The sequence below is a fragment of the Streptomyces flaveolus genome (assembly GCF_000716535.1).
In the GTDB taxonomy this organism is placed as follows: Bacteria; Actinomycetota; Actinomycetes; order Streptomycetales; family Streptomycetaceae; genus Streptomyces; species Streptomyces flaveolus_A.
The window spans coordinates 17,987-44,682 of the sequence record NZ_JNWV01000058.1; the positions used below are offsets into that span (position 1 = coordinate 17,987).

The window sequence follows — 26,696 nt, forward strand, 5'->3', positions numbered from 1 at the left end:
CACACTCCGCATCACTGTGGGTGATTACGCCCTATTGTTGGCATCGCTCAGGTTTGGCTGGCAACTCGGGGAACGCCGTGACGACAGCGGCGCCGGTGCCGGCGCACAGGAGGGCGCGCACAGCCGTGGACTGGTTCACCGCACCCGACTACTGGCTCAGCCGGCTGGTCTTCCAGCGGGCTCTGGCCGCTGTGTACCTGGTGGCGTTCCTGGCGGCGGCCCTGCAGTTCCGGGCCCTGCTGGGCGAGCGCGGGATGCTGCCGATCCCCCGCCACCTGGCCCGGGTGCGGTTCCGGCACGCGCCGAGCCTGTTCCACCTGCACTACTCCGACCGCTTCTTCGCGGCCTGTGCCTGGGCGGGCTGCGCGGTCTCGGCGGCCCTGCTGGCCGGGGCGGACTCGCTGCTGCCGCTGTGGGCGGGGATCCTGCTGTGGCTGGTGCCGTGGGCGCTGTACCTGTCGATCGTCAACGTGGGCCAGACGTGGTACGCGTTCGGCTGGGAGTCGCTGCTGCTGGAGACGGGGTTCCTGGCCGCGTTCCTCGGCAACGGCGAGGTGGCGCCGCCGGTCGTGGTGCTGTTCCTGCTGCGCTGGATCCTGTTCCGGGTGGAGTTCGGCGCCGGGCTGATCAAGATGCGGGGCGACGCCTGCTGGCGGCGGCTCACCTGCCTGGACTACCACCACGAGACCCAGCCGATGCCGGGCCCGCTGAGCTGGTTCTTCCACCATCTGCCGAAGCCGCTGCACCGGGTGGAGGTGGCCGCCAACCACGTCACCCAGCTCGTCGTACCGGTCCTGCTGTTCACTCCCCAGCCGGTCGCCTCGGCCGCCGCCGCGCTGATGATCCTCACACAGCTGTGGCTGGTACTCTCCGGCAACTTCTCCTGGCTGAACTGGATCACCATCGTGCTGGCGCTGTCCGCGCTCCATCTGCCGGCGACCGCGCCGAGGGTGCCGTCGGCGCCGCTGTGGTACGAGGTGCTGGTGCTCGCGGTCGCCGCGCTGCTGCTCTTCCTCAGCTACCGCCCGGTGGTGAACATGGTCTCCCGCCGCCAGGTGATGAACCGCTCCTTCGACCCGCTGCACCTGGTGAACACCTACGGCGCGTTCGGCAGCGTCAGCCGGATCCGCTACGAGGTGGTGGTCGAGGGCACGCTGGACGACACCCCGCACCCGGACTCGGACTCGGACTGGCGGGAGTACACCTTCAAGGGCAAGCCCGGCGATCCCCGCCGCTGGCCGCGCCAGTTCGCCCCCTACCATCTGCGCCTGGACTGGCTGATGTGGTTCGCGGCACTGTCGCCCGCCTACGCCGGGGAGTGGTTCGGCGGCCTGGTGGAACGCCTGCTGGAGAACGACCGGGACACGCTGCGGCTGCTGCGCCGCTCCCCGTTCCCGCCCGACACCCCGCCGCGCTACGTCCGGGCCCGGCTGTTCCGGTACCGGTACACGACCTGGCGGGAGCTGCGGGAGACGGGGGCGTGCTGGGAGCGGACGTTCGTGCGGGAGTACCTGCCGCCGACACGGCTCGCGGGCGCGGTTCAGAGGTCGTAGACGCGGGTCGCGGTGGTCTCGAACAGCGCCGTGCGCTCCGCGTCGCCGAGCCCTGCCGTCAGCTCGCGGGTGAGGGCGTGGACGTCGGTGTACGACATGGCCAGGGTGCACACCGGCCAGTCCGAGCCGGTCATCAGACGGGCGGGGCCGAAGGCGTCCAGGGCGATGTCGACGTACGGGCGCAGACCGGCCGGGTTCCGGGTGTCCGGGCCGGCCTCGGTGACCAGGCCGGACAGTTTGGCGACGGTGTTGGGCAGGTCGGCGAGGGCCCGCAGGGCGGCGGCCCAGGACGCGCGGTCCCCGGAGGCGATGGGCGGCTTGCCGAGGTGGTCGAGGACGAACGTGAGCTGGGGCAGGGCCCGGGCCGCCGCCACGCAGGCCGGGAGCTGGTGGGCCTGGACCACGAGGTCGTACACCAGTCCGGCGTCGGCCACGGCGGCCAGGCCGCGCAGGACGTCGGGCCGCAGCAGCCACTCGGGGTCGGGTTCGCCCTGCACCTGGTGCCGGATGCCCTTCAGGTAGGAGCCGCCGGGGAGCGCGCGCAGCCGGGCCAGTTCGTCGGCGATGCCGGGGCGGGTGAGGTCGGTCCAGCCGACGACCCCGGCGATCAGGTCGTGGGCGGCGGCCAGGGCGAGGAACTCGGGGGTCTCCTCGGGCACGGTGATCGTCTGGACGAGGACGGTACGGTCGACTCCGGCGGCGCGGGCCTCGGGTTCCAGGTCGGCGACGGTGAAGTTCCGACGCAGCGGCTGGAGTTCGGGGCCGCGGATCCAGTCCTGGTCGCGGACGGTCAGGTCCCAGACGTGGTGGTGGGCGTCCACGCTCACGGCAGCTCCCATACGACGGGCAGGGTGGCGGCGGCGCCCTCGGCGGAGTAGTCGTGCGCCACGTCGAGCAGGTCCGCCATCCTGGTCTGCCAGGCCGCGTTGACCGGGAGCCGTTCCAGCTCGGCGAGCAGGCGGGCGTAGTCCGCGCACTCCAGGACGTGGAAGAGGTCGGTGCCGCTGCGCCAGATGGTCCAGGAGGTGGCTCCGGCGGCGCGGATGGCGTCGGTGAGGTCCTTCGGGACCGCGCGGTGGGCCGCCTCGTACTCGGCGATCCGGTCCGCGCGGACCTTGGTGTGCAGGGCGACCCTCATGACGGTTCCTCCGGGGGCAGCAGGCCGGTCGCGCGCAGTTCCCGCCAGAAGGCGTCCGGCACCGGCGTCGCGAACTGGTCGGCGCAGTCGTGGACTTCGGCCGCCGACCGGGCACCGGCCAGGACGCTCGCCACGGCCGGGTGCGCGGAGCAGAAGGCGAGGGCGGCGGCGCGCAGGGTGGTGCCGTGGCGCTCGGCGACCGCCTTGATCCGCAGCGCGCGGTCCAGCAAGTCCTGGGGCGCCTGGGTGTAGTCGTACGTCGGCTTGCGTGTCGGGTCCGCCAGCAGACCGGAGTTGAAGGCGCCGCCGAAGACCACGGACACGCCCCGCCGTACCGCCTCGGGCAGCAGCTCGGTGGCCGCGCTCTGGTCGAGGAGGGTGTACCGGCCCGCGCAGAGCACCACGTCGACGTCCGTGTCACGGACGAAGCGGGCCAGCATCTCCGCCTGGTTCATGCCCGCGCCGATGGCGCCCACCACGCCCTCCGAGCGGAGCTTCTCCAGGGCCGGGTAGCCCTCGCGGAAGGCTTCTTCGGCGTGGTCGTCGGGGTCGTGGAGGTAGACGACGTCGACCCGGTCGAGGCCGAGGCGTTCCAGGCTCGCCTCCAGGGTGCGGCGGACACCGTCGGCGGTGAAGTCCCAGACGCGGTGGTGGGTGGCGGGTACGGCGAAGCCGTTGGCGAGGTCGTCGCCGGTGCCGTCGGCCGGCTCCAGGCGGCGGCCGACCTTCGTGGAGACCGTGTAGTCGGCGCGGTCGTGCTCCCGCAGGGCCGCGCCCAGGCGGCGTTCGGACAGTCCGAGGCCGTAGTGGGGGGCGGTGTCGAAGTAGCGGATGCCGCGTTCCCAGGCCGCTTGTACGGCCGCGTGCGCCTGCTCGTCGCCGACCGGGGTGTAGAGGTTGCCGAGGGCGGCGACGCCGAAGCCCAGGGAAGTGACTTCGACGCCGCCGCGGCCCAGGGGGGTCACCGGTCCGCCGCCGGACGCAGCCGCAGGCCCTGCATGCCGCCGTCGACGGCGAGGGCGGTGCCGGTGGTGGCACCGGAGAGGGGGCTGGCCAAGTAGGCGATGGCACCCGCGACCTCGGCTGCGGAGACCAGCCGTCCGGTGGGCTGGCGGGCCTCCAGGGCGGCGCGTTCGGCGGCCGGGTCCTCGGCCGCGTCCAGCAGCCGGCCGATCCACGGGGTGTCCGCCGTACCGGGGTTGACGCAGTTGACCCGGATGCCCTCGCGGACGTGGTCGGCGGCCATGGCGAGGGTCAGGGAGTACACGGCGCCCTTGGTGGCGCTGTACAGGACGCGCTGCGGCAGTCCGGCGGTGGCCGCGATGGAGCAGGTGTTGACGATCGCCGCGGTGCCCGGACGGGCGGTGGCGGCGCGGCGCAGGTACGGCAGGCAGGCGCGGGCGGTGCGGACCATGCCGAGGACGTTGACGTCGAAGACGTGCCGCCACTCGGCGTCGTCGTTGTCCTCGACGGTGCCCTGGGCGCCGACGCCCGCGTTGTTCACCAGGATGTCCAGCCCGCCGAGCGCCTCGGCCGCGTCCTGGACGGCCGTACGCACCGAGGCGTCGTCGGTGACGTCGGCGCGCAGCCCGAGGAGCGGCTTCTCCACCGCGGACGGGTCCAGGTCGAGGACGGCGACCTGGGCGCCGCGGGCGGCGAGGAGGTCGGCGGTGGCCCGGCCGATGCCGGACGCGCCGCCGGTCACCAGGGCCCTCAGTCCCGCGAAGTCGCTCATGCCGCCTGTCCCTTCTGGGTGTCGGGGTCGGCGGCCCAGTAGGTGCCGCCGGGGAACGCGTACCGCGCGAGGGACTCCGGGCGCAGGGCGGCGGAGAAGCCGGGCGCGGTGGGCGCCGTGTAGTGGCCGTCGCGGATGACGACCGGGGTGACGAAGTGCTCGTGGAGGTGGTCGACGTACTCGATGACCCGGTCCTCGGTGCTGCCGGAGACGGCCAGGTAGTCGAACATCGACAGGTGCTGGACGAGTTCGCACAGACCGACCCCGCCCGCGTGCGGGCAGACGGGGACGCCGAACTTGGCGGCGAGGAGCAGGATGGCGAGGTTCTCGTTGACCCCGGCGACGCGGGCCGCGTCGATCTGCACGATGTCGAGGGCCCCGGCCTGGAGCATCTGCTTGAACACGATCCGGTTCTGCACGTGTTCGCCGGTGGCGACCTTCACGGGGGCGACCGCGCGGCGGATCGTGGCGTGGCCGAGGACGTCGTCGGGACTGGTGGGCTCCTCGATCCAGTACGGGCCGAACTCGGCCAGGGCGTTGGTCCAGCGGATCGCCTCGTCGACGTTCCAGCGCTGGTTGGCGTCGATCGCCAGGCGGATCTCCGGTCCGACGACGGCGCGGGCCGCCCGGCAGCGGCGGATGTCGTCGTCGAGGTCGGCGCCGACCTTCAGCTTGATCTGCCGGAAGCCGTCGGCGACGGCCTGGGCGGCGAGCCGGCCGAGCTTGTCGTCGTCGTAGCCGAGCCAGCCCGGAGAGGTGGTGTAGGCAGGGAAGCCGCGCTCCAGGAGCCGGGCCCGGCGCTCCTCGGCACCGGCTCTGCCGCGCCTGAGCAGGTCGAGGGCCTCTTCGGGGGTGAGGGCGTCGGTGATGTACCGGAAGTCGATCTGGCTGACCAGCCACTCGGGTTCGGCGTCGGCGAGCAACCGCCACAGCGGCTTGCCGGCCCGCCGGGCGGCGAGGTCCCAGGCGGCGTTGACGACGGCCCCGATCGCCATGTGCATCACGCCCTTCTCGGGGCCGAGCCAGCGCAACTGGCTGTCGGCGATCAGGTCCCGGAAGAGCGAGCCGGGGTCGGCGCACAGTTCCTCGACGTCGCGGCCCAGCACATGGCCCCGCAGCGCGTCGATCGCGGCGACCTGGACGTCGTTGCCCCGCCCGATGGTGAAGGTGAATCCGTGTCCCTCCAGCCCGTCGGCGGCGTCGGTGCGCAGCACGACGTAGGCCGCCGAGTAGTCGGGATCCGGGTTCATCGCGTCGGAGCCGTCCAGTTCGCGCGAGGTGGGGAAGCGGATGTCGTGGGTGTCGACCGCGATGACACGGGCGGGGGCGTCGGACACGGATGCCCTTTCTGCTGGGAGGAGGTGACGGTTCATCAGTCCTGGGCGCGGCCCGTCGTCACACGGGCGATCATCAGGGCGACGAGGATGATGCCGCCGTAGATGGCCTGGATCCAGAACGACGGCACCTGGGCGAGGGTGAGCAGGTTCTGCACGACGCCCAGGAGGAGGACGCCGGTCAGGGCCCCGAACATGGTGCCCTTGCCGCCGTCCAGGCTGATGCCGCCGATCACCGCCGCCGCGAACACGGTGAAGATCATGTTCTGGCCCTGGTTGGCGCTGATCGCGCCGACGTAGCCGGTCTGCATGATGCCGCCGACGGAGGCGAGGACACCGGCGACGACGAACACGCCGAGCATCACGCGCTCCACGCGGATGCCCGCGGCGCGGGCGGCCTCCGCGTTGCCGCCGATGGCGTACAGGGCGCGGCCGACGCGGTGGTACTTGAGCACGCCCCCCGCGACGGCGAAGGCGACGGCGGCGAGCCACACCGACATCGGGATGTTCAGGAAGGTGGTGGTGGCCAGCGAGTAGAAGCTGTCGGGCATGCCGAACAGGGTCTTGCCCTTGGTGGCGCCGACCAGGAGCCCGCGCAGCACGATGAGCATCGCCAGGGTCACGATGAAGGCGTTGAGCTTGAACTTCACGACCAGGACGCCGTTGAAGGCGCCGACGGCCGCGCCCGCGACGAGGATCGCGAGCAGGGCGACCGGCGCCGGCAACCCGGTGCCCCAGCCGGACTGCGCCGCGGGCAGGACGAGGAGCGCCCCGACGGCGGGCGCGATACCGACGACCGACTCCAGGGACAGGTCGAACTTGCCGGTGATGAGCACCAGCGACTCGGCGAGCACCACCATGGCGAGGGCGGCCGAGGCGCCCAGGATCGAGATCAGGTTCCGCTCGGTGAGGAACGAGTCGTTGACCACCGCGCCCAGCACCATGAGCAGCAACAGGGCCGGTACGAGGGCGAGTTCCCGGGCGCGGCGGAGCAGCACGGCCCGGGTGGCCCGCTGGTCGGGAAGGCGGGGCGAGGTGAGCGGCGGGGCCTTGGTGTCAGCCATGGTCCACTCCTTCGATGGAGGCGATCAGCTCGTGGTCGCGCCAGCCGGCCGGGTGCTCGGCGACGATGCGGCCGTGGAAGAGGACGAGGACGCGGTCGCAGCGGCGCAGATCGTCGAGTTCGTCGGAGACGACGAGCACGGCCGTGCCGTCCTCGCGGGCGCTGTCCATCCGGGCCAGCAGGGACTCCTTGGACTTCACGTCGACGCCCGCCGTGGGGTTGATCAGGACGAGCAGGCGGGGGTCGGAGGCCAGGGCGCGGGCCATGACGACCTTCTGCGCGTTGCCGCCGGACAGGTCGGAGACGGGCTGTCCGGGGCCCTCGGTGTGGATGTCGAGGCGGTCGATCAGCTCGTCGGCGAAGCCGCGTCTGCGGTCGGTGCTCACGAAGCCGAAGCGGCCGAGCCGGTCCAGGACGCTCAGGGTGGAGTTGTCGCCGACGGTCATGCCGGGGACCAGTCCCTGTTCGTGCCGGTCGCGGGGCACGCAGCCTACGCCCGCGTCGAGCGCCGCCCACACGTCGCCGAAGGGCAGCGGCTCTCCTTCGAGCAGCGCCGAGCCGCCGGTCGGGGTGTGCAGTCCGGCGAGGGTCTCGGCCAGCTCGGTCTTGCCGCTGCCGCTGATCCCGGCGAGTCCCACGACCTCACCGCGCCGGACGGTGAGGTCGATGCCGTCGTACGCGGTGGAGGTCAGGCCGCGCACGTCGAGCACGACCGGGGCCGCCGCGTCGGTCACCGTGCCGCGCGGGCGCGCCTGCTCGGCGATCGACTCCCCCGCCATGGCCTCCACCAGGGCCGCCCTGGGCAGCTCGGCGACGGGAGCCGTCGTGATCCAGCGGGCGTCCCGCAACACGGTGACGGTCTGGCAGACCTCGTACACCTCCTGAAGGTGGTGCGAGATGAACAGGAAGGTCACTCCGGAGTCCTGGAGCGCCCGCATCCGGCTGAACAGCCGCTCGATCTCCCGGTTGTCGAGCTGGGCGGTGGGTTCGTCCAGCACGATGAACCGGGCGCCGAAGCTCAGCGCGCGGGCGATCTCGACCATCTGGCGGTCCTCGACCTTGAGGTCGGCGGTGCGGGCCTCCGGGTCGACGTGGACGTCCCAGGTGGCGAGGAGGCGGGCGGCCTCCATGCGCAGCCGGCGCCAGCTGATCAGTCCCCGTGCCTGCGGCTGCCGGTTGAGGAAGAGGTTCTCCGCGACGGTCAGCTCCGGTACGACCGTGGGCTTCTGGTACACGCAGGCGACCTTGCGGCGCCAGGCGTCCCGGTCGGCGAGCGGGGGCGCGGGTTCGCCGTCGAAGCGGACGGTGCCCGCGTCCGGCGCCTGGAGGCCGGTGAGGATGTTCACCAGCGTGGACTTGCCGGCGCCGTTGCGGCCGACGAGGGCGTGGGACTCGCCGGGCAGCACGGCGAGCCGGCCGTCGGCGAGGGCGACCGTGGGGCCGTACCGCTTGACGACGTCCCGTGCTTCGACCAGTGGCGTGGTGTCGATGGGCGGGGTGGCCATCGAACCGTGGCTCTGAGGACCCTGGCTCATCGGACCGAGTTGCCCCACAGCTTGGGGTCGTCGACGTTGTCCTTGGTGACCAGCGGGGCGGGCAGCTGGTCCTCCAGGATGCCGCTGGGCAGCCTGACGATCGTGGAGTCGTGGTCGGTCGGGCCGGGCTCGAACTTCTTCCCCTCCATCGCCGCCTTGATGTAGTACAGGCCGTACTTGGCGTAGGCGTCGGCCGGCTGGGAGACGGTGGCGTCGATCTGGCCCTTGCGGATGGCCTCGTACTCCTGCGGGATGCCGTCGTTGGAGACGATCGCGATGTGCCCCTTCTGCCCGGCCGCCTTGAGCATGTTCTTCGACTTCAGGGTCTGCAGGGTCGGGGCGAGGTAGACGCCGCCCGCCTGGAGGTAGATGCCCTTGATGTCGGGGTTGGCGTTGAGGAGGGTGTCGAGCTTGGCGGCGGCGGTGTCGGACTCCCATTTGGCGGGGATCTCCAGCACCTTGAGCTTCGGGTACTTCTCCTTCACGCAGGTGCGGAACGCCTCGGAGCGGTCGCGGCCGTTGACCGAGGCGAGGTCACCCATGATCTGCACGACCTTGCCGCTGCTCACGTGCTGCCCGAGGTAGTCGCAGGCCTTCTTGCCGTAGGCGACGTTGTCGGCGCGCACCACCATGGCGACCTTGCCCTTGTCGGGCGCCACGTCCACGGCGACGACCGGCACGCCCTTGCGTTCGGCCTGGTCGAGACCGGCCTGGACGGCGGCGCTGTCCAGCGGCGCGACGACCAGTCCCTTGACGCCCTGGTTGAGTTCGTTGCCGATGTCGGTGATCTGCTGCGAGGGGTCGCTGTTGGAGTTGACCGTCTTCAGCACCTCGACACCCTCGGACTTGGCCATCTTGGGCACGTAGTCGTTGTACGACTGCCAGAACGGCGACGTCAGCAGCGGCAGGATCACACCGACCTTGCCGATGCCGCCGCTTCCCACGCTCGCGGTGTCCTTGGTGCTGCCGCAGGCGGCGAGCACGAGCGAGGCACCGACGGCCAGGGCCGCCGCGCCGGTGATCCGGGACCTGCTGCGCTTGCTCACTGTGCTGGCGGGCATCTCGCGGCTCCTCGTCGAGGGGGTTCGAGCAGACGACCGCATACTTATCAGACCACTCAGGCGGTGGAACACCCTCTTGCAGCGAAAATTCCGGCTGCCGACGCATAGTGGTCGGACCACTCGGCTGACTAGACTGCGACGCACCGCGGTGACTGGAGGAGTGGCGTGGACGAGGCAGCCCCGCAGAAGGGCACGGTGACCCAGCGCGCCATCGACGAGATCAAGGCGATGATCGCCGAGGGCCGGCTGGAGCCGGGCGAGCGACTGCCCACCGAGCGGGAACTCGCCGCTCGGCTCGGCATCTCGCGCAGCTCGACGCGGGAGGCGATCCGCGCCCTGACGGTCATGGGCGTCCTGGAGGCACGACACGGGTCCGGCATCTACGTCACCGCGCTGGAGGCCGGCGACCTGCTGGAGACCTTCGGGGTGGTAGCCGACCTGTCCCGGGGCCCGCGCCTGGTGGAACTCCTGGAGGTGCGCCGGATCCTGGAGTCGACGGCGACCGCGCTGGCCGCCGCGCGCATCACCGACGACCAACTGGTCGCGGTCGAGAAGCACTTGGCGGCCATGAACGCCACCGACGACCCCGAGGAGATCCTCGCCCACGACCTCGCCTTCCACCGCGAGATCGCGTCCGCCGCCGGCAACGAGACCATGGCAGCCATCCTGGACGGCCTGTCCTCGCGCACCTTCCGTGCCCGCGTCTGGCGCGGCTACCAGGAGGAGGGCGCCTTCGCACGCACCCGCCGCGAACACGCCGCCATCCACCGCGCCCTCGCCGCCCACGACCCGGAAGCGGCCCGGGCGGCGGCAGCCGCCCACGTGGGCGAGGTGGAGGAGTGGCTACGGGCCCAGCTCGGCGGCTAGCCGACACCCCGACCCTCCGTGCCCGCCCACGCCCTCGGGCACGGTCCCGGTCACCCGGAACCGGCTCGTCCCCCACGGAGCACCCCACCGACTCCCACCGGCCCCCGCCGAGACCGGCTCGGCCTCGGCCGCCAGGCCCTCCTCGACCGGCACCGGCTCAACCGGCGCACGCCATACCGCGACCCGCATCGGCACGGACTCGCGGCCGGGGTGCTCCCCGCGGTTCCGGGTGACTACCAGGGGTGGGTCACGGTCACGGGGGTCGAGGCGTTGTAGAGCTCCCCCACCGCCCGCAGTTCGAACCGTGCGGCCGTCTCCCCTTGTTCGGGCCGCTGGCCGGTGACGAAGTAGGCGCGCTGGCCGGTGGCGCCGAGGAAGCGGAGGGTGCCGTCGGGGAGGAGGCGGTGGAGCGTGTAGTGGCGGACGGCTCCCGGGGCGGCGGTCCAGGCCAGGCGGAGGTCGCCGCCGTTCGCCGCGGTGACGCGGGCGCCGGTGGGGGCGGCGGGTGCGGTGACGGTGTCCCGTACGGCCACACCGCCCAGGCGCCAGCGCACCGGGCCCTCGTTCGCGGTGAGCCGGACGCCGAGCGCGCGGACGGTGCCGGAAAGACCTGTGAGCGGTACGGTCACGGTCTGCCAGCCGTTGACGGACCGCACACGGACTCCCTTGTCGACCGGGTTCACAGCCAGATAGGTGTACGGCGGTGTCGCCCCCGGCGCGCTCGGTTCGGCCGTCGCCACCGCCAGCTCGACGTTCACATCCCCGGACTCGCTCCGGTACGTCAGCTCGACAACCGTGTTCACACCGGCCGGCAGCCGGGTCGCGTACAGATCCACCACCGCTGGTTGATCCAGTTCACCCGCGACCAGCACACTGCTCCCGCCCCGCCAGGCGTCGGCGAAGTCGAAGGAGACCGCCGGCCGTTCCCCCGTCGTGCGGACCGCCCAGCGCCGCGACGGCAAACGGTCCTGGAGCCCGAGGTGGTTCCAGGGCGCGTCCGAGGTGACGACCCCCTCCTCGTACCACCGCAGGCCGTGCCCGGTGTTGAACACACTCGCGAACGGCACCGAGGTCACCGTCGACCGGTCCGCCACGGACACCGCGGGCGCCCGCCACGGATCGCTCGCGTCGGGCCGCGACGGGTCCAGCGACCGCCCGGTCCAGAAGCGGTCGTCGGCCGCGTGGAAGTCCTCGGGGGCGCGCTGGTCGGCGGGCAGGTGGTTGCGGGTCCACTCGGGCCGGTAGAAGCCGATCGAGGTGAGGTGCGGCTTGCCGGCCGGGACGATCGCGTCCCAGTTCACGGACGTACCGGACCCGTTCGACTCGACGTCGACGCCCGCCCACAACTCGTAGCGGCTGCGCCCCAGTTGGTCCGCCTTCGTGCCGGAGGCGGCGAGCGTGGCCGCGCTCCACCGGAAGTCCACGAACATGTCGTCGGCGGCCTGGAAGAACGCCTGGTTCTGGCTGTTCAGCGCGCCCTGCCAGCTGACCGTGCCGTTCACGGTCATCGCGTCGTACCAGGTCACCCGTTGCCCCCGGGCCGCCGCGAGCGCCTTCAGCTCCTTGAGGAAACCCAGCATGGCCGTACCGAGCGCGGTGTTGCCGCCGCTGGTCTCGGCGTTGACGAACCAGCCGTCGAAGCCGTACGCCGCCGCGACGGCGACGAGCTGCGCGGCGAGCGGGTAGTGGCCGGCGGCGTCCTTCTGCACCAGGTCCCGGGTCCACTGGAGTTGTCCTCCGTAGGCCACCGGGGGCAGGAAGATGTTCCCGAGGACGGGGACGCCGTGCCGGTGGGCCGCGTCCACGATGGGGGCGTTCGGCGCGAGGATCAGCCCCTCGCCTGCCGAGCCGCCCCAGAACACCAGTTCGTCGATGTACGCCCAGTGGGTCAGGGCGTAGTAGTCGGCGGTGGCCGAGCCCTGGGAGGGGTTGGCGGAGGTGGGTCCGAAGGAGACGAGGGCCTGGACGCGGGCCTGTCCGGAGCGGGCCGTGGTGTTCGCCGGGGTGGGGGTGAAGCGGGCGGCGAGCGGTATGGAGGCGGCGTTGAACGCGAGGTCGGGGTCGTCGGCCGCGCGCCAGCTCTTCAGGCTGCGCCAGGTGATGCCGGGGCCGGGGCTGCCGGCGGGCAGCGAGTCCGGGTACCAGTAGGAGGCGTACGGCGGGGTCGCGGCGGCGGCTCGCGGAGCCGCCTGCGCGGGCAGCGCGGGGGTCAGGGCGGCGGCGCCGGCGGCGATCAGGACCGTGCGTCTGGTGGGGTTCACGAGCGGAGGCCTCCATGAGGGACGGGACGTACCTGCTGTGACGACTGCGCCTTGACATCGTTGTCGGGCCCTCCGCTGGAAGTCAATGACGGTGCACGGCCTCTCGACGTGCGGCCCCCTGAGCGGGCACAGTTCTCCCTGCCCGCCTTCCGTACCGATGAGTAACGAGGAGCGCCCGTGAGCAACTGGGCCGGCCGGAGTGCCGCCGAGATCGCCGCCGCCGTCCGCGAGAAGCGGGTGACGCCGAGGGAGGTGGTGGCCGAGCACCTCGCGCGGATCGAGCGGCTCGACGGCCGGATCGGGGCGTTCCGGAAGGTCCGGGCGGAGGCGGCGCTCGCCGAGGCCGACGAGCTGGCGTCCCGCGCCGATCTGACCGGGCTGCCGCTGGCGGGCGTGCCGTTGGCGGTGAAGGACAATCTCGCGGTGCGTGGCGAGTCGTGCCGGGTTGGCTCGGCCGCCACCCCGGACTCCCCGGCCGCGGACGACCATGTGACGGTGGCCCGGCTGCGGGCGGCGGGCGCGGTGGTCGTCGGGCTGACGAACGTGCCCGAGCTGTGTGTCTTCGGCACCACGGAGGGCCCGTACGGCATCGCCCGCAACCCCTGGGACCTCTCCCGCACGGCGGGCGGCTCCTCCGGGGGCAGCGCGGCGGCGGTGGCCGCGGGACTGGTGCCGCTCGCGCTGGGCAACGACGGGATGGGCTCGCTGCGCATCCCGGCGGCGAACTGCGGTCTGGTCACGCTGAAGCCCGGGCACGGAGTGGTGCCGGCGGGGATCGGCGACGGTGACTGGTTCGGCATGTCGGAGAACGGTCCGCTGGCCACGACGGTCGAGGACCTGCGGCTGATGCTGGCGGTCCTCGCGGACGCGGAGTTCGTCCGGCCGCCGGAAAGGGCGCGCCGGAAGATCGCCGTCGGCCTGCGCAGTCCGCTCGCGGGGGTGAGCGTGAGCCGGCCGTATACGACCGCGGTCCGGCAGGTGGCCGGCGTGCTGGCGCGTGCGGGGCATCAGGTGGTGCGGGCGGAGCCGCCGTACCCGCTCTCCCTGGGCGTGACCGCGCTCCAGCACTGGACGGCGGGTACCGCGGTGGACGCCGAGGGCCTGGACCGGGCGTCGCTGGCCCGCCGGACCCGGGTGCACGCGGCCGTGGGCCGCCGGTTCGTCCGGCCGGTCCGCACCGGTGCGGCGCGCGAGCGGCTGCGCGCCCGGCTGACGCCGTTCCTCACCGAGTACGACGTGCTGCTCACCCCTGCCCTGGCCCGCCGCTCACCGCAGGCCGGACCGTGGCACGAGCGGGGCTGGCTGCGCAACGTCCTGGCGAACACCGCCTACTCGCCCTTCACCCCGCCGTGGAACCTGACGGGCTGGCCGGCGATGTCCGTGCCGGCCGGCAGTCTGCCCTCGGGCGCCCCGTGTGCCGTACAGCTCGTGGGCCGGCCGGGTAGGGAGGCCGTGCTGCTGGAGCTGGCGCGGGAGCTGGAGGAGCTGAGCCCGTGGCGGCGGACGGCACCGGTGGCGGAGCCGGGTGCGGGGCCGGCGTCCGCTGGGTGATGCGCGGCGGGACCGGTGTCCCGGGTAGGGGAGGCCGGATCCGCGGCCGGTGTCCGGGCCGCGGCTTCTGCGATCCGCATGGGCGTGCGTCTGTCACGCCCACGCGGGCGGCGATCGCGAGGGGACCGACCGGGTCAGTCCACGCTCGGCAGGATGTGGGGCTCGGCGAGGTCGTCCTCGTAACCCGCGAGGCGGATCGGGGCGGACCGGGCCCACACGTCGAGGCTGCCGAGTTCTCCGGGCCGGCGGCCCACGCGCTCCGTGTGTTCCTTGGGGCGCTGCTCGCGATTCGTCTTCTCCGGTGTCACCGCGCACTCCTTATGTGTCGGGTCACCCTCGGGGCGTACCGGACAGTCCGCGCTCCGGTGCTCGACGCCCGCTCGGGTCTGGATGGAAGGCCGGTTCGGACGCGGTGGCGCCGGTTCCTCTGTCAGAGCAGGCCGTTGTCCGCCGGCTCGCCCCAGGACGGACGGTGGGTGTGGGTGAAACCCCGGTGCTGGTGTCCGCCGGCTCCAGACTAACCAAATGAGCGGGCATCCGCTCGATAGGGAATGCAAACAAGCTGTAACCGATGCACTTCGCGCTGCTCCTCAATACCCCCTAATACGGGGCCTTTTGAAACAAGCCGCTCACACGGACGACGCGGTGAATCACCCGTGTGGCCTACAGGGGCGAACACCTCTTCAAGCGCCGTTGGCCCGGCGGCAAGCTCGTCATGTTCTGCTGGCGCGGCAACGGCTGACTCGCGGAAGGGCTGACGCATGGAGCTGCGCAGTGTCGAGGAGCTGATGGATCTGCTGTACGCCGGCCGGCCCCAGCAGGCGCTGCGGACCGCGGCGCTGCTGCGCCGCAGCCGTCCCGCCGACAAGGAGCTCCAGGTGGCGGGGCTGGTGCGGGGCATCGGGCCGGTGCTCTGCCCGGGCGACGAGGCGGCCCGGGCGCGCAGCGCGGCCGAGGCGGTGCGCGCCCTGCTCGGGGAGCGGGTGTTCCGGCTGGTCCGCGGGGACGCGGACCCGGCCGACGACGATGTGCTGCGGCTGCGCCAAGCCGGCGAGGAGAGCCGTACGGCCGGCTTCGACGCGGGCGTGCTGGAGGACTGGCGCACGGTGCTGGAACTGGTGGCGGCCCGCCACGCACGGCTCGGCGCGGTCGACTGAGGGCACGGCGGCCGCCGTGTCCCGTGCGCGGCCCCGCCGCCGTGGCTCACGCCCGCGCGTGACCGTGCGGCGGCTGTGCCCTCAGTCTGCTGTGGCTACCACTTGCCGGGTGCGTAGTCCTTCAGGAAGACGCCGTACACGTCCTCGCCCGCCTCGCCGCGCACGACCGGGTCGTAGACGCGGGCGGCGCCGTCGACCAGGTCGAGCGGTGCGTGGAAGCCGGCCTCGGCGAGGCGCAGCTTGTCGTAGTGGGGACGCTCGTCGGTGATCCAACCGGTGTCGACCGAGGTCATGAGGATGCGGTCGGTCTCGAACATCTCGTGGGCGCTGGTCCGCGTCACCATGTTCATGGCGGCCTTGGCGGCGTTGGTGTTCGGGTGGCCCGCGCCCTTGTAGCCCCTGCTGAAGACGCCTTCCATGGCCGAGACGTTCACGATGTACGCCCGTCCGCTCGCCGCCTTCCCGGCGGCGTCGGCCATGGCCGGGCGGAGCTTGCTGATCAGGATGAACGGCGCCGTGTAGTTGCACAGCTGGGTCTCCAGCAGCTCCACCGGGGAGATCTGCTCGATCGTCTGCACCCAGGTGTTGGACTCCACGACGTCGGGGAGCAGACCGCCCGCGTCGATCGCGGTGCCGTCGAGGTGCCGGGCGACGCTGGCGTTGCCCGCGACCAGCGCCAGGTCGGCGACCTTCTGCGCCTCGAGGCCGCTGGTGCCGAGGGGCAGCGCGGCCAGGCCGTCGACCGCGCCGGAGTTGAAGGCGCCGATGACGTGGTGGGCGGGAAGCTCGCCGGCGGGCAGCGGGGCGCTCTCCCCGTCGACCAGGGCGGCGTAGGCGGAGGGCAGGCGGCGCACCGTCTGCGTGGCGTTGTTGATCAGGATGTCCAGCGGACCGGCCGCGGCGACCTGATCGGCCAGCGCGACGACCTGGCCGGGGTCGCGCAGGTCGATGCCGACGACCTCCAGGCGGTGGATCCAGTCCGCGGAGTCCTCCATCGCCTTGAAGCGGCGGATGGCGTCCTTGGGGAAGCGCGTCGTGATGGTGGTGTGCGCGCCGTCACGGAGCAGGCGCAGCGCGATGTACATGCCGATCTTGGCCCGGCCGCCGGTGAGCAGGGCGCGCTTGCCGGTGAGGTCGGCGCGGGCGTCCCGCTTGGCGCGGTTCTCGGCGGCGCACTTCTGGCACAGCTGGTGGTAGAAGTAGTCGACCTCGGTGTAGCGCTGCTTGCAGATGTAGCAGGAGCGCGGACGCTGGAGTATGCCCGCGATCCGGCCGGCATCGACCTTGGAGGAGGGCAGGATCCCCTCGGTCTCGTCGTCGATGCGCTCGGCGGAGCCGGTGGCGGTGGCCTCGGTGACGGCGCGGTCGTGCGCGGTCTTGGCGGCCCGGCGCTCCTGGCGGCGGCGCTGCTTCACCGTCCGGTAGATGTGCGAGGTGGCACGGCGGACCGCGATCGCGTCGGGGTGGTCGACGTCGAGCCGGTCCAGTTCCTCCAGCACGCTCAGGCAGACGGCAAGCCGCTCCGGGTCGATACCGGGCCCGTGGACCGCCTCGTCCATGGCGGCGTCCGTGGGCACGTCCATCGCCGCCGAGCCGTCGTCTGTCACCGTCATCGCGTTGCCGCTTCCCTGATCACCCGCGCAGCGCTCCGACTCGCGCCCGCTTTCGAACAGCGAATTTTACGGAGCCCGGCCCAGGGCACCAAACCGCTGCCCTGGGCGATCACGGCCGGACGGGGGCGGCGCCCGTGGGGATACGCGCGTTCGGCGGGACGACCCGGCCGACGGGTCCCGACGGAACGGCCTCCGGCGGGGGCGGGCACAGGACGCCTGCGACGGGGGCAGGTACGGGACGCCTGCGACGGGGGCGGGCACGGAACGGCCTCCGGCAGGAGCGGGCACGGAACGGCCTCCGGCAGGAGCGGGCACGGAACGGCCTCCGGCAGGAGCGGGCACGGAACGGCCTCCGGCGGGGGCGCGCACGGGACGCCTCCGGCGGGAGCGGGCACGGGACACCTGCGACGGGGCGGGCACGAGACGCCTGCGACGGGGGGCACGGAACGGCCTCCGGCGGGGGCGGGCACGGGACACCTGCGACGGGGGCAGGCACGGGACGCCTCCGGCGGGGGCTGAAAGGCGGTCGCTCATGAGACGGCTGAGGCACAGGGACCGGGACGGTGGCGGCCCGGGCGGACCGGTGCGGCCCACGACGACGGGCGGCGCACCTGGCAGAACGGCTGCGGATCACCCAGTCGAGGCGGCAGCGTGGGGCAACGTTGCGGCCCAGAGCAATACGCGGCACCCCGACGGAACAACTGCGGACCACCGACCGCAGCAGCAGCCGGGGCGGAACATCCCGGCCTGCGGCAATACGCCGCACCGCCAGCGGAACAGCTGCGGATCACGGACCGGGGCGGCAGCCGGTGCGGATCGGAGCGGCCCACGGCGGCGAAGGGCGGCGCCCCTGGCGGGACGGAACGCGGATCACCCAGCCGGGGCGGCAGCCGGGGCAGGACACCGCGGCCCCCAGCAATTCGCCGCACCCCCCTGCCGAACAGCTACGGAACGGCAGCCCGGGTGGGACGTTGCCGTCGCCGCCCCGGGCCGTGCCCGCGGCCGGAAGAAAACGGCTGCCGCGTACCGCACGGGCCACGGCGGGCCTCACCCGCAGCGCGCCCGGCGCGCTCGCCGGGCACGGGGGGGGACCCGCGCCCGGCGACGAGAGCCGCGCTGGTGAGCATCCCTGCCCGGTGCTCAGCCGTCGCAGACGGCCAGGAGCGTCTCCACCTCCGCCGACACCGCGCGAGCGAACCGGTCCAGGTCGGGCACGGCCTCCGCGTCGGCGACCAGCCCGTAGTGCACGCGCCCGCGATACGTCGAGATCGCGACCGCCAGCGCCTGGCCGGGCGCGAGCGGGGCCAGCGGATACACCTCGGTCAGCTCGTGGCCGCCGAGCCGGAGCCCCAGTCCGGGCAGCGGCACGCTGGTGACCAGGATGTCGAACCACAGCCGGGCTGCCTGGCCGACCAGCGGCCCGCCCAGCCGGTGCCCGAGCGCCGGCACGTGATCGGCGAGCAGCGCCACCGCGCCGGCGCCCCGGTTGGGACCCGCGTCCTTGTTGCGGATCATCGCGGTCCGCACCGTTTCCAGACGGCCGAGCGGGTCGGGCTCGCCCACCGGAAGCCGTATCAGGTACCCGGAGAGCCGGTTGCCCTGTGGCTGGGCGGTGTGCGGCCGGCGCCGGGAGACGGGGATCAGGGCGCGGGGCGCCACCCCCCTGCTGCCGTCGCCCCGCTCGTCCAGCCAGCGGCGCAGCGCGCCGGCGACGACGGCGATGAGGACGTCGTTCACGGTGCCGCCGGCGCTCTTGCGCACCCGGTGCACGTCGTCGATGTCGAGGACGACCCCGGCGGTGCGGCGGGTGCCGCTGGGCGTGGAGGTCAGCGCGGCGCACGGCCGCATGCCGAGGGTGGACCGGGCGAGCGAGGCGCCGATGTCCAGGGCCCGGCCCACGTCGGACAGCGCGTCCCGGAACAGCCCGGGCACCCGCGCGGGCAGCCGGCGCACGTCGGACAGCAGGCCGCGCGGCGGCTCGACGGCGCGGGGCGCGCGCTCGGGCAGGTCGACGGGGTCCAGGACGCCGGCGGCGAGCTTCAGCGCGCGCAGCCCGTCGGCGAGGGCGTGGTGGAACTTGAAGAGCACGGCGAAGGACACCCCGTCCTCGCCGGGCAGCACATGCGCCTCCCAGGGCGGCCGGCCGCGTTCCAGGGGGCGCTCCATCAGCCGCCCGGCGGCGGCGTGGAAGTCGTCGGTCGGGGCGTGCAGCCGTACGTGGTTCAGGGGGTCGAAGTCCGGGTCGGTCTCGCGGGTGGCGCCGCCGAAGGCGAGTGGCTGCCAGAGGTCGCGGATGCGCATGCGCAGGCCGGGTACAGCGGCGGCCCGGGCAGCGAGCAGGTCGGCGGCGTGGGCCCCGGCGGTGGGCGAGTGCGCGGCGAAGACGCCGAGCGCGCCGAGGTGCATCGGGTGCCGGTCGGACTCCATGTTCCAGAAAGCCAGGTCGAGTGGAGCCAGCAGGTCGGAAGTCAAGGGCTTGCCTCACGCGTCGACGAGGGGTGGATCAGCAGTCAATCCCTGCTGAGCGATTACGGTCAAGTACGATCACGCTACGCTCAGTTAACGCCCGGTTAAGTCCCGCCACCGGTGAGAGCGGCGGGACGCAGGCGACGGCTGAGGTCATTTCAGAACGGGCGGCGCCGCTTCGGGTGACGTACCCCACTCCGACGGGCGCGGGCCGACCGTGAAGGCGAGGGAGCGCAGGGAGCGGAGCGCTCCGGTCGTCAGATAGGTCCGGCCGTGCGCCCTGCCGTCCGTGTGCACGGCCTGGACGTAGCGGTCGGTGCCCGAGGTGCCGGGGGCAGTCACCGTCAGCCGGCCGGCGGGCCAGTAGCGGCGGTCCAGGGCGAGGTCGACGCGGTCGAAGACCGGCGTGGTCAGGCCCCAGGTGTCGTAGCCGGGCTGGACCGGGAAGAGGCCGATGGACGACAGGACGTTCCAGGCGGACATCGTGCCGAGGTCGTCGTTGCCGGGTCCGCCAGCAGCCGGTCGTAGGCGAAGAAGGCGTCCAGGCGGGCGTTGGCCGCACGTGTGCCGCCGATCAACCCCACCATGCCCGGTACGTCCTGCGGGACGAGCCACTGGTACTGCCAGGCCGTGCCCTCGTGGAAGCCGGTGCCGCGGGCCGGGTCGGACGAGCCGGTGAAGGCGCCGGAGGCGTCCCGGGCGCGGAAGAAGCCGGTGCCGGGGTCGAAGACGTTCCGGTAGTTGCGCGAGCGGGCGGCATAGCGGGCGGCGTCGTCCTCGTGGCCGAGACCGCGGGCCATCTGGGCGAGCATCGCGTCGGCGAGCGCGTACTCCAGGGTGACGGAGGCGCCGTGGTGGTAGTCGGAGTCGCCCATCTTGGCGTACGGCCGGCCCTTGACGTAGGGCGCGAAACCGTCCGCGATGTACTCGGCGTTGGCCTCCCGGCCGATGCCCGGGTGCTCGGCGGGCGGCACGCCGTCGGCGTTCTTCTTCAGCGCGCGGTAGGCCCGCTCCTCGAACCCCTTCAGGAGCCCCATCCGGTACGCGGTGGTCAGGAACGGGGTGACCGGGTCACCGCTCATGATGTTGGTCTCGACCGGGCCGTAGCCCCACTTGGGCAGCCACCCGCCGTCCTCGTCGATCGCGACCACCGACCGGGCCATGTCCCGCGCCTCGCGCGGCGCGAGCAGCGCCAGGAGCTGCGCCTGGGTGCGGTAGGTGTCCCACAGCGACCAGTTCTGATAGTAGGTGAAGCCGCGGGCGCGGTGGGTACGGCGGTCCCAGCCGAAGTAGCGGCCGTCGGCGTCGCTGCCGATGTTGGGCGCGAGGTGGGAGCGGTACAGCGAGGAGTAGAAGGTCCGGCGGAGCGTGGGCGTGCCGCCGCGCACCCGGACGGCGGCGAGCCGGCGCTCCCACTCCTCGCGGGCCCGGTGGCGTACGGCGTCGAAGGCCCGGCCGCCCTCGGCGCGCAGGTTGCCGGCGGCGCCGCGCGAGTCGACGTACGACAGGGCGGTGGTCGCCTCGACCGTGCGGTTCCGGGTGGTGTCGAAGCGGACGTAGGCGCCGCCGGATCCGCTCCGGGCGCCCGGGGTGACGGTCCCGTCGTCCCAGGTGCCGTAGGCGGTGAAGGGCCGGCTGAAGCGGGTGATCGTGTAGACCGTGTAGGGGCCGGTGTCCCGGCAGAAGCCGTGGCCGGTGATCTCGGTGCGCACGGTGCGGTCGTCCAGGATCTGCACCGCGCTGCTCACCGCCTTGTGCAGCGACTGGGCCGCGTTCAGCAGGACGTTGGCCTTGTCGGTGGCCGGGAAGGTGTAGCGCTGGACGCCGGTGCGGGCGGTCGCGGTGAGTTCGGCGCGGATGCCGGAGGCGAGGCCGACCCGGTAGTAGCCGGGGCTCGCCTCCTCGTCGTCGTGCGAGAAGGCCGCCGCGTACTGGGCGTAATCCGTCTGGGTGACGTCGCCGGTGGTGGGCAGCACGGGCAGGTCACCGCCGATGCGGCAGCCGACGCCCGAGAGGTGGACCAGGGAGAAACCGCGGATACGGTTCTGCGCGTAGTCGTAGCCGGTGCTGTGCCCGGTGTCCGGGGAGAGCTGCACCATGCCGAAGGGCACGGCCGCGCCGGGGAAGGTGTTGCCCTCGTTCTGGCTCCCGATGAACGGGTTGACCAGGTCGGTGAGGTGGCCGTCGGTCCGCTCGGCGGCGCGTGCGGCGGGGGTGGCGATCAGCGCGGACGCTGCCATCACCCCGGCCAGGCACAGCCGTGTGCGCCGGGTCCCTCTCATGTCGGATGACCTCCGCAGGTTGGACGTCGTTGCCTGCATCCTGGACGGCCGACGGTGCAAACCTGGGCATTCCGAGAGGGTGATGTCGAACGCGTCGCGCCGTGAGGGCCGCTGACGTCCCGTCCGTCAGGGCACCCGCTGCCCCTTCCCCAACGCGATGACCCCGCCCTTGGACACGGTGTACAGCTCGGCGTCCCGCTCCGGATTGACGCCGATCGTCGCGCCGGGCGGCACCTCGACGTTCTTGTCCAGCACGGCACCGCGGACCACCGCGCCCCGGCCGACGTGCACGTTGTCGTGCAGCACCGAGCCCTGCACGACCGCGCCCGGGTCGACCCGTACGCCCGGCGACAGCACCGACCGGGTGACCTGGCCGCGGATCAGGCAGCCCGCGCTGATGATGGACTCGCTCGCGATGCCGCCCGCGTTGAAGCGGGCCGGGGAGAGCTGGTAGGAGTGCGTGTAGATGGGCCACTGCCGGTTGTAGAGGTTGAACGCGGGGCGCTCGGCGATCAGGTCCATGTGCGCCTCGTAGTAGGCGTCCAGGGTGCCCACGTCCCGCCAGTAGCCCTGGTCGCGGCTGGTCTCGCCGGGCACGTGGTTGTCGCTGAAGTCGTAGAGCTGCGCCTCGCCGCGCGCGGTCAGCTGGGGCAGGATCGAGCCTCCCATGTCGTGCACGGACTGGCTGTCCTCGGCATCCCGGTGCAGTGCCTCGATCAGGACCTTGGTGGTGAAGACGTAGTTGCCCATCGAGGCGAAGACCTTCTCCGGGTCGTCCGGCAGGCCCGGGGGGTCGGCGGGCTTCTCCAGGAAGCGCTCGACGGTACGGCCGTCCGAGCCCGGGGTGATCACCCCGAAGGAGGAGGACTCCGCGCGCGGCACCCGGATGCCGGCCACCGTCACCCCCGCGCCGCCCTCGATGTGCTGTGCGAGCATCTGCCGCGGGTCCATGCGGTAGACGTGGTCGGCGCCGAACACGGCCACGTACTCGGGCTGTTCGTCGTGGACGAGGTTCAGCGACTGCAGGATGGCGTCGGCGCTGCCCAGGTACCAGCGCGGGCCGAGGCGCTGCTGGGCGGGGACCGGGGTGACGTAGTTGCCGAGGAGGCTGGACATCCGCCAGGTGGTGGTGATGTGCCGGTCGAGCGAGTGCGACTTGTACTGGGTCAGCACACAGATGCGCAGTACGTCGGCGTTGACGAGGTTGGACAGGACGAAGTCGACGAGGCGGTAGGTGCCGCCGAAGGTGACGGCCGGTTTGGCGCGGTCCGCGGTCAGCGGCATCAGGCGTTTGCCCTCGCCTCCGGCCAGCACGATCCCGAGTACGGAAGGCCCTCCACGACGCATCGCCGCTCCCCTCACCGTGGTTGAACCATGGTTGCCCCGAGTGGGCCGGACTAAGCCTGCTTGACGATCTCCTCGTAGAGTCCGGCGGTGCGGCGGGCCACCGCGTCCCAGCCGAACTCCCCCACCGCGCGGGCCCGTCCGGCCTCGCCCATCCGCCGGGCCGCGTCCGGATCGCCGAGGACGGTGTCCAGCGCGCGGGCGAGCCCGGACTCGAAGTCGTCGTCCACGTCGACCAGGAGACCGGTACGGCCGTCGTCCACGACCTCGGGGATGCCGCCCACCCTGGAGGCGACGACCGGCGTGCCGCAGGCCATCGCCTCCAGGTTGACGATGCCGAGCGGCTCGTACACCGACGGGCAGGCGAACACCGTCGCGTGCGTGAGGAGTTGGATCACCTCCGTGCGCGGCAGCATCTGGGGGATCCAGAAGACGCCCGCCCGGACCCGGCGCAGCTCCTCGAACAGCTCCTGGAACTCGCGGTCGATCTCGGGGGTGTCGGGCGCGCCCGCGCACAGCACGACCTGGGCGCCGGGGTCGATGTCCCGTACCGCCCGCAGCAGATGGGGCACGCCCTTCTGCCGGGTGATCCGGCCGACGAACAGGACGTACGGGCGGGTGGGGTCGATGCCGTGCCGGGTGAGCGCGTCGGTGCCGGGATCGGGCCGGTACAGACGCGTGTCGATGCCGTTGTGGACGACGTGGACGCGGGCCGGGTCGAGGGCCGGGTAGCAGGCGAGGATGTCGTCGCGCATGGCGCCGGAGACGGCGATCACCGCGTCGGCGGCCTCGATCGCGGTGCGCTCGGCCCAGCCCGACAGCGCGTACCCGCCGCCGAGTTGCTCGGCCTTCCAGGGGCGCAGCGGCTCCAGCGAGTGTGCGGTGACCACGTGCGGGACGCCGTGCAGCAGCTTGGCGACATGGCCGGCGAGATTGGCGTACCAGGTGTGGGAGTGGACGAGTTCGCGGCCTTCGAGGGCCGCGGCCATGGCGAGGTCCACGGAGAAGGTGCGCAGCGCGTCGTTGGAGCCGTCGAGGACGGACCAGGGCCGGTGGCGTACGACGCCGACGCCGCGCCCCTCGCCCCAGCAGTGCACCTCAAGGTCCACCAGGGCGGTCAACTCGCGGGCGAGGAACTCCACATGGACCCCGGCGCCGCCGTACACATCCGGGGGGTACTCCCGGGTCAGCAGTCCCACTCGCACCCGACAACCCCCTGGTCTCGGTGGCAGGTTCCCCTCATGGTCACCCAGATGCGGCGCCCGGGGAAGAGCGCGGGGACGAGCGAGGGGACGGAAGCGGCGGACGGGTGAGGCAGCAGTCGCCGCAGAGCCCGCCGCCGGGCACCCGGTAGTACAGACAGCAGCTGCGGCGCCGGAACGCCGTGCCGGTGCGGGTGCCGGTGGCGCTCAGCAGGGGGTGGGCGAAGAGTTCCCCGGTGAGCGCGCGGGTGCGGGCCGCGACGTCGGTACGGCCCTGGGCGCGGGCCCAGCGGCTCAGCTCCCGTGCGGTCGCGGCCAGCGCGGAGCCCGCGTTGCCCCGCAGCAGGCCCGGCGCGACGCCGTAGCGGGCCCGCAGGACCGCCGTCAGGGGTTCCAGGTGGCCGTGCAGCACGGCGTCGGCGAGGGTGGTCGCGTCGCCGGGCAGCGGGCGCAGCTCGGTGAGCCACAGATCGTCGGGGACCGTGGCGCGGGCGTCCCAGCGCAGCAGGCGCGGGTCCAGGTCGGGCAGCCGGCCGTACAGGACGGCACAACCGAGGGCCACCGACCACAGCCGGGCGGCCAGCCCCTGCTGGGCGAGGGAGGCGGCGACCCGGGGTTCACCGGTCCGCAGTCGGCCGGCGACGGTGACGACGCGCAGCGTCACCGGATCCCTGTCGGCCTCCGTGGCCGCCCCCGCGTAGCCCTCCGCGAGGGTCGGCGGCCGTCGTGCGCCGGTGCCGTCGGCGGCTCCCGGGAGGACGCGCAGGGCGAAGAAGCCGCCGAGCGGGCGCAGGGCTGAGAGATCCGGGTCCAGGTCCACGACAGACACTCGTACCAGGCGCGGCGCAGGGGTGATCGGGCGGGTGCCCGCCCGCCCTCACCCGTCCAGGGGATGATCAGGCCGCTGCTGTACTCCATCGGCAGTAGGACGCATTGCGTGCTCAGGTACGACGACGGGAAGCAACCGGGCGGGCAGAGTGTTGGCCATGGAAGCCGACCGTACGCCGCGCCGGGCCCAGGACGCCCGTCGCACGCAGAGGAGACACCGATGAGCGCCCTGGCGTTGTCCGTGCTCCTGTCGGTCGTCTCCGCCCTCGCCTACGCGGGCGGAGCGATCGTGCAGGAGCAGGTCGCGGTGTCCTCCCCCGACAGCGGGTACCTGCCGCTGCGCCGGCCGGGCTGGTGGGGTGCGCTGGCGCTCAACGGTCTCGGCGGCGTGCTGCACGTCGTGGCGCTGGCGTACGGGCCGCTCAGCCTGGTCCAGCCGCTCGGCGCGCTGACCATCGTCTTCGCGCTGCCGCTCGCGGCGCTGTGCGTCGGCCGCCGGGCCGGCGCGACCGCCTGGCGCGGCGCGCTCATGGCCACGCTGGGCCTCGCCGGTCTGCTCTCCCTGGTCGGCTCCTCCTCCGCGCACTCCCTCGCCCCGGCCCAACGGCTGGCGGTCGCGCTGGTCACCGGCGGGGCGGTGGTGGCGCTGATGTTCGCGGGCCTGGCCGCGCAGCGGCACCCGGCCGTGCGCAGCGTGCTGCTCGCCACCGCATCCGGCATCGCGTTCGGCATGTCGTCGGTGTTCACCAAGACCGTGGCCGTCGACTGGAGCCACGGCATCGCGCTGGGCGACCTGCCCTCGCTCGCGGTGATCGGCCTGTTCGCGGTCGCCGGCGTCCTGCTGTCCCAGGCCTCCTACCGGGGCGGCGGCCTCGCCGCCCCGCTCGCCACCCTGACCGTGGTCAACCCGGTGCTGGCCGCCGCGGTCGGCATCCTGATGTTCGGCGAGACGTTCCGCTACGGCACCACGGGCACCGTGCTCGCCCTGGGCTGCGGGGTGGTGGCGGCGGGCGGGCTGATCATGCTGACGACGGAGCGGCTGACACGCGAGACGGCGCCGGCCTCGGCCGAGGTGACGTCGGCTGTCCCGCCGCCGGTGGAAGCGTCCTCCACGCGGGGCACGCCCGCCGGCGCGGACGCGCGCCTGCCGATGCCGCACCAGCGGGCGGGCAGGGGCACCGGGGCGGACCAGGGCGCCCCCGCAGAGACCGGCCCCGCGGCGACCGAGCCGGCGGTGAGCGCCGCATCGACCGAGCCGGTGAGGTCCGCTGGACCGGGCACGTCGGTCGACCGCACGGGGGCGACCGAGCCGGTCGTGCACGCCGGTTCGATCGGGCGGGTGGTCCTCGCCGGTCCGGCCGACCCCATGATGCGCGACGAGTCGGCCGAACCGGTCCTGCACGCCGGAATCACCGAGCCCGTGCTGCACGCCGAGTCGACCGAGCCGCTCATCCACGCCGAGTCGATCGGGCGGGTGGTCCTCGCCGGTCCGGCCGACCCCATGATGCGCGACGAGTCGGCCGAACCGGTCCTGCACGCCGGGACCACCGAGCCCGTGCTGCACGCCGAGTCGACCGAGCCGCTCATCCACGCCGAGTCGATCGGGCGGGTGGTCCTCGCCGGGCCGGCCGACCCCATGATGCGCGACGAGTCGGCCGAACCGGTCCTGCACGCCGGGACCACCGAGCCCGTGCTGCACGCCGAGT

Annotated in this window: 19 protein-coding genes and 3 pseudogenes; 5 read left to right on the forward strand and 17 right to left on the reverse strand. The window is 73.1% G+C overall.

Features of this window, described 5'->3' with window-relative positions; genetic code table 11:
* The first annotated feature begins 125 nt into the window (after nucleotides 1–125).
* Nucleotides 126–1,553: a lipase maturation factor family protein gene (locus OO52_RS41805; protein WP_030657515.1), complete on the forward strand. Its 1,428-nt coding sequence runs from the start codon at nucleotides 126–128 to the stop codon at nucleotides 1,551–1,553.
* On the opposite strand, the gene OO52_RS41810 is transcribed toward OO52_RS41805, so the two are convergent.
* Genes OO52_RS41810 through OO52_RS41845 form a run of 8 tightly spaced genes read right to left on the reverse strand, consistent with a single transcriptional unit; the run spans nucleotide 1,541 to nucleotide 9,419 of the window.
* Nucleotides 1,541–2,380 (reverse strand): amidohydrolase family protein, encoded by an 840-nt coding sequence (locus OO52_RS41810; protein ID WP_030657517.1) that lies wholly within the window; start codon nucleotides 2,378–2,380, stop codon nucleotides 1,541–1,543. The two genes, OO52_RS41805 and OO52_RS41810, sit on opposite strands and share 13 nt — an antisense overlap.
* Nucleotides 2,377–2,691, reverse strand: a complete 315-nt coding sequence (locus OO52_RS41815; RefSeq protein WP_030657519.1) for an L-rhamnose mutarotase — start codon at nucleotides 2,689–2,691, stop codon at nucleotides 2,377–2,379. Before OO52_RS41815 ends, OO52_RS41810 begins: the two co-directional genes overlap by 4 nt.
* Entirely contained in the window at nucleotides 2,688–3,656 is a 969-nt protein-coding gene (locus OO52_RS41820; protein ID WP_030657521.1) for an aldo/keto reductase, read from the reverse strand. Before OO52_RS41820 ends, OO52_RS41815 begins: the two co-directional genes overlap by 4 nt.
* The gene (locus OO52_RS41825; protein ID WP_030657523.1) at nucleotides 3,653–4,426 is read right to left on the reverse strand and encodes an SDR family NAD(P)-dependent oxidoreductase; all 774 of its coding nucleotides are present in this window, start codon (nucleotides 4,424–4,426) and stop codon (nucleotides 3,653–3,655) included. The genes OO52_RS41820 and OO52_RS41825 overlap by 4 nt, the downstream gene beginning before the upstream one ends.
* Entirely contained in the window at nucleotides 4,423–5,763 is a 1,341-nt protein-coding gene (locus OO52_RS41830; protein WP_030657525.1) for an L-fuconate dehydratase, read from the reverse strand. The genes OO52_RS41825 and OO52_RS41830 overlap by 4 nt, the downstream gene beginning before the upstream one ends.
* A gap of 35 nt (nucleotides 5,764–5,798) precedes the next feature.
* Nucleotides 5,799–6,824 (reverse strand): ABC transporter permease, encoded by a 1,026-nt coding sequence (locus OO52_RS41835; RefSeq protein WP_030657527.1) that lies wholly within the window; start codon nucleotides 6,822–6,824, stop codon nucleotides 5,799–5,801.
* Nucleotides 6,817–8,328 carry a sugar ABC transporter ATP-binding protein gene (locus OO52_RS41840; protein ID WP_030657529.1) on the reverse strand — a complete coding sequence of 504 codons (1,512 nt, stop codon included), beginning with the start codon at nucleotides 8,326–8,328 and terminating at the stop codon, nucleotides 6,817–6,819. The genes OO52_RS41835 and OO52_RS41840 overlap by 8 nt, the downstream gene beginning before the upstream one ends.
* A 26-nt stretch (nucleotides 8,329–8,354) precedes the next feature.
* Nucleotides 8,355–9,419, reverse strand: coding sequence for a sugar ABC transporter substrate-binding protein (locus tag OO52_RS41845; RefSeq protein WP_030657531.1), 1,065 nt, complete (start codon nucleotides 9,417–9,419; stop codon nucleotides 8,355–8,357).
* 165 nt (nucleotides 9,420–9,584) lie between these two features.
* Here OO52_RS41845 and OO52_RS41850 point away from each other — a divergent pair, with 165 nt between their 5' ends.
* On the forward strand, nucleotides 9,585–10,286 hold the full coding sequence (locus OO52_RS41850; RefSeq protein WP_030657533.1) for a FadR/GntR family transcriptional regulator: 702 nt from the start codon (nucleotides 9,585–9,587) through the stop codon (nucleotides 10,284–10,286).
* Nucleotides 10,287–10,307: 21 nt separating this feature from the next.
* On the opposite strand, the pseudogene OO52_RS53475 reads toward OO52_RS41850, so the two are convergent.
* Both OO52_RS53475 and OO52_RS41855 read right to left on the reverse strand, forming a co-directional pair.
* Nucleotides 10,308–10,487 (reverse strand): annotated as a pseudogene (locus OO52_RS53475) (hypothetical protein); the annotation flags it as partial.
* A 32-nt stretch (nucleotides 10,488–10,519) separates the two neighbouring features.
* On the reverse strand, nucleotides 10,520–12,547 hold the full coding sequence (locus tag OO52_RS41855; RefSeq protein WP_030657534.1) for an endo-beta-N-acetylglucosaminidase: 2,028 nt from the start codon (nucleotides 12,545–12,547) through the stop codon (nucleotides 10,520–10,522).
* Nucleotides 12,548–12,724: 177 nt separating this feature from the next.
* On the opposite strand from OO52_RS41855, the gene OO52_RS41860 reads away from it, so the two are divergent.
* The gene (locus OO52_RS41860; RefSeq protein WP_030657536.1) at nucleotides 12,725–14,098 is read left to right on the forward strand and encodes an amidase; all 1,374 of its coding nucleotides are present in this window, start codon (nucleotides 12,725–12,727) and stop codon (nucleotides 14,096–14,098) included.
* A gap of 134 nt (nucleotides 14,099–14,232) precedes the next feature.
* Here OO52_RS41860 and OO52_RS50325 read toward each other — a convergent pair whose 3' ends face one another.
* On the reverse strand, nucleotides 14,233–14,406 hold the full coding sequence (locus tag OO52_RS50325; RefSeq protein ID WP_106972161.1) for a hypothetical protein: 174 nt from the start codon (nucleotides 14,404–14,406) through the stop codon (nucleotides 14,233–14,235).
* Nucleotides 14,407–14,859: 453 nt separating this feature from the next.
* Here OO52_RS50325 and OO52_RS41865 point away from each other — a divergent pair, with 453 nt between their 5' ends.
* Entirely contained in the window at nucleotides 14,860–15,255 is a 396-nt protein-coding gene (locus OO52_RS41865) for a hypothetical protein (RefSeq protein ID WP_030657538.1), read from the forward strand.
* Nucleotides 15,256–15,350: 95 nt separating this feature from the next.
* On the opposite strand, the gene OO52_RS41870 is transcribed toward OO52_RS41865, so the two are convergent.
* From OO52_RS41870 to OO52_RS41895, 6 genes and pseudogenes are all read right to left on the reverse strand, one after another.
* Nucleotides 15,351–16,868 (reverse strand): SDR family NAD(P)-dependent oxidoreductase, encoded by a 1,518-nt coding sequence (locus tag OO52_RS41870; RefSeq protein ID WP_030657540.1) that lies wholly within the window; start codon nucleotides 16,866–16,868, stop codon nucleotides 15,351–15,353.
* Nucleotides 16,869–18,008: 1,140 nt separating this feature from the next.
* Complete coding sequence (locus OO52_RS41875; protein ID WP_030657542.1) at nucleotides 18,009–19,340, reverse strand: wax ester/triacylglycerol synthase family O-acyltransferase; 1,332 nt, start codon at nucleotides 19,338–19,340, stop codon at nucleotides 18,009–18,011.
* Between the two features lie 147 nt (nucleotides 19,341–19,487).
* A pseudogene (locus OO52_RS41880) lies at nucleotides 19,488–21,616 on the reverse strand (GH92 family glycosyl hydrolase).
* Between the two features lie 126 nt (nucleotides 21,617–21,742).
* The gene (glgC, locus tag OO52_RS41885) at nucleotides 21,743–22,963 is read right to left on the reverse strand and encodes a glucose-1-phosphate adenylyltransferase (protein ID WP_030657545.1); all 1,221 of its coding nucleotides are present in this window, start codon (nucleotides 22,961–22,963) and stop codon (nucleotides 21,743–21,745) included.
* Between the two features lie 50 nt (nucleotides 22,964–23,013).
* On the reverse strand, nucleotides 23,014–24,165 hold the full coding sequence (gene glgA / locus OO52_RS41890; protein ID WP_078877601.1) for a glycogen synthase: 1,152 nt from the start codon (nucleotides 24,163–24,165) through the stop codon (nucleotides 23,014–23,016).
* Between the two features lie 40 nt (nucleotides 24,166–24,205).
* Nucleotides 24,206–24,982 carry a (2Fe-2S)-binding protein gene (locus OO52_RS41895; RefSeq protein ID WP_030657549.1) on the reverse strand — a complete coding sequence of 259 codons (777 nt, stop codon included), beginning with the start codon at nucleotides 24,980–24,982 and terminating at the stop codon, nucleotides 24,206–24,208.
* Nucleotides 24,983–25,210: 228 nt separating this feature from the next.
* On the opposite strand from OO52_RS41895, the pseudogene OO52_RS54820 reads away from it, so the two are divergent.
* Nucleotides 25,211–26,047, forward strand: a pseudogene (locus OO52_RS54820) (DMT family transporter); the annotation flags it as partial.
* Nucleotides 26,048–26,696: the final 649 nt, after the last annotated feature.

What these genes read in the sequence shown, in the direction of transcription:
- OO52_RS41815 (WP_030657519.1), bottom strand. Translation starts at nt 2,691, where the DNA reads ATGAGGGTCGCCCTGCACACCAAGGTCCGCGCGGACCGGATCGCCGAG.
- OO52_RS41825 (WP_030657523.1), bottom strand. Translation starts at nt 4,426, where the DNA reads ATGAGCGACTTCGCGGGACTGAGGGCCCTGGTGACCGGCGGCGCGTCC.
- OO52_RS41835 (WP_030657527.1), bottom strand. Translation starts at nt 6,824, where the DNA reads ATGGCTGACACCAAGGCCCCGCCGCTCACCTCGCCCCGCCTTCCCGAC.
- OO52_RS41840 (WP_030657529.1), bottom strand. Translation starts at nt 8,328, where the DNA reads ATGGCCACCCCGCCCATCGACACCACGCCACTGGTCGAAGCACGGGAC.
- OO52_RS41845 (WP_030657531.1), bottom strand. Translation starts at nt 9,419, where the DNA reads ATGCCCGCCAGCACAGTGAGCAAGCGCAGCAGGTCCCGGATCACCGGC.
- OO52_RS41865 (WP_030657538.1), top strand. Translation starts at nt 14,860, where the DNA reads ATGGAGCTGCGCAGTGTCGAGGAGCTGATGGATCTGCTGTACGCCGGC.
- OO52_RS41870 (WP_030657540.1), bottom strand. Translation starts at nt 16,868, where the DNA reads ATGACGGTGACAGACGACGGCTCGGCGGCGATGGACGTGCCCACGGAC.
- glgC (WP_030657545.1), bottom strand. Translation starts at nt 22,963, where the DNA reads ATGCGTCGTGGAGGGCCTTCCGTACTCGGGATCGTGCTGGCCGGAGGC.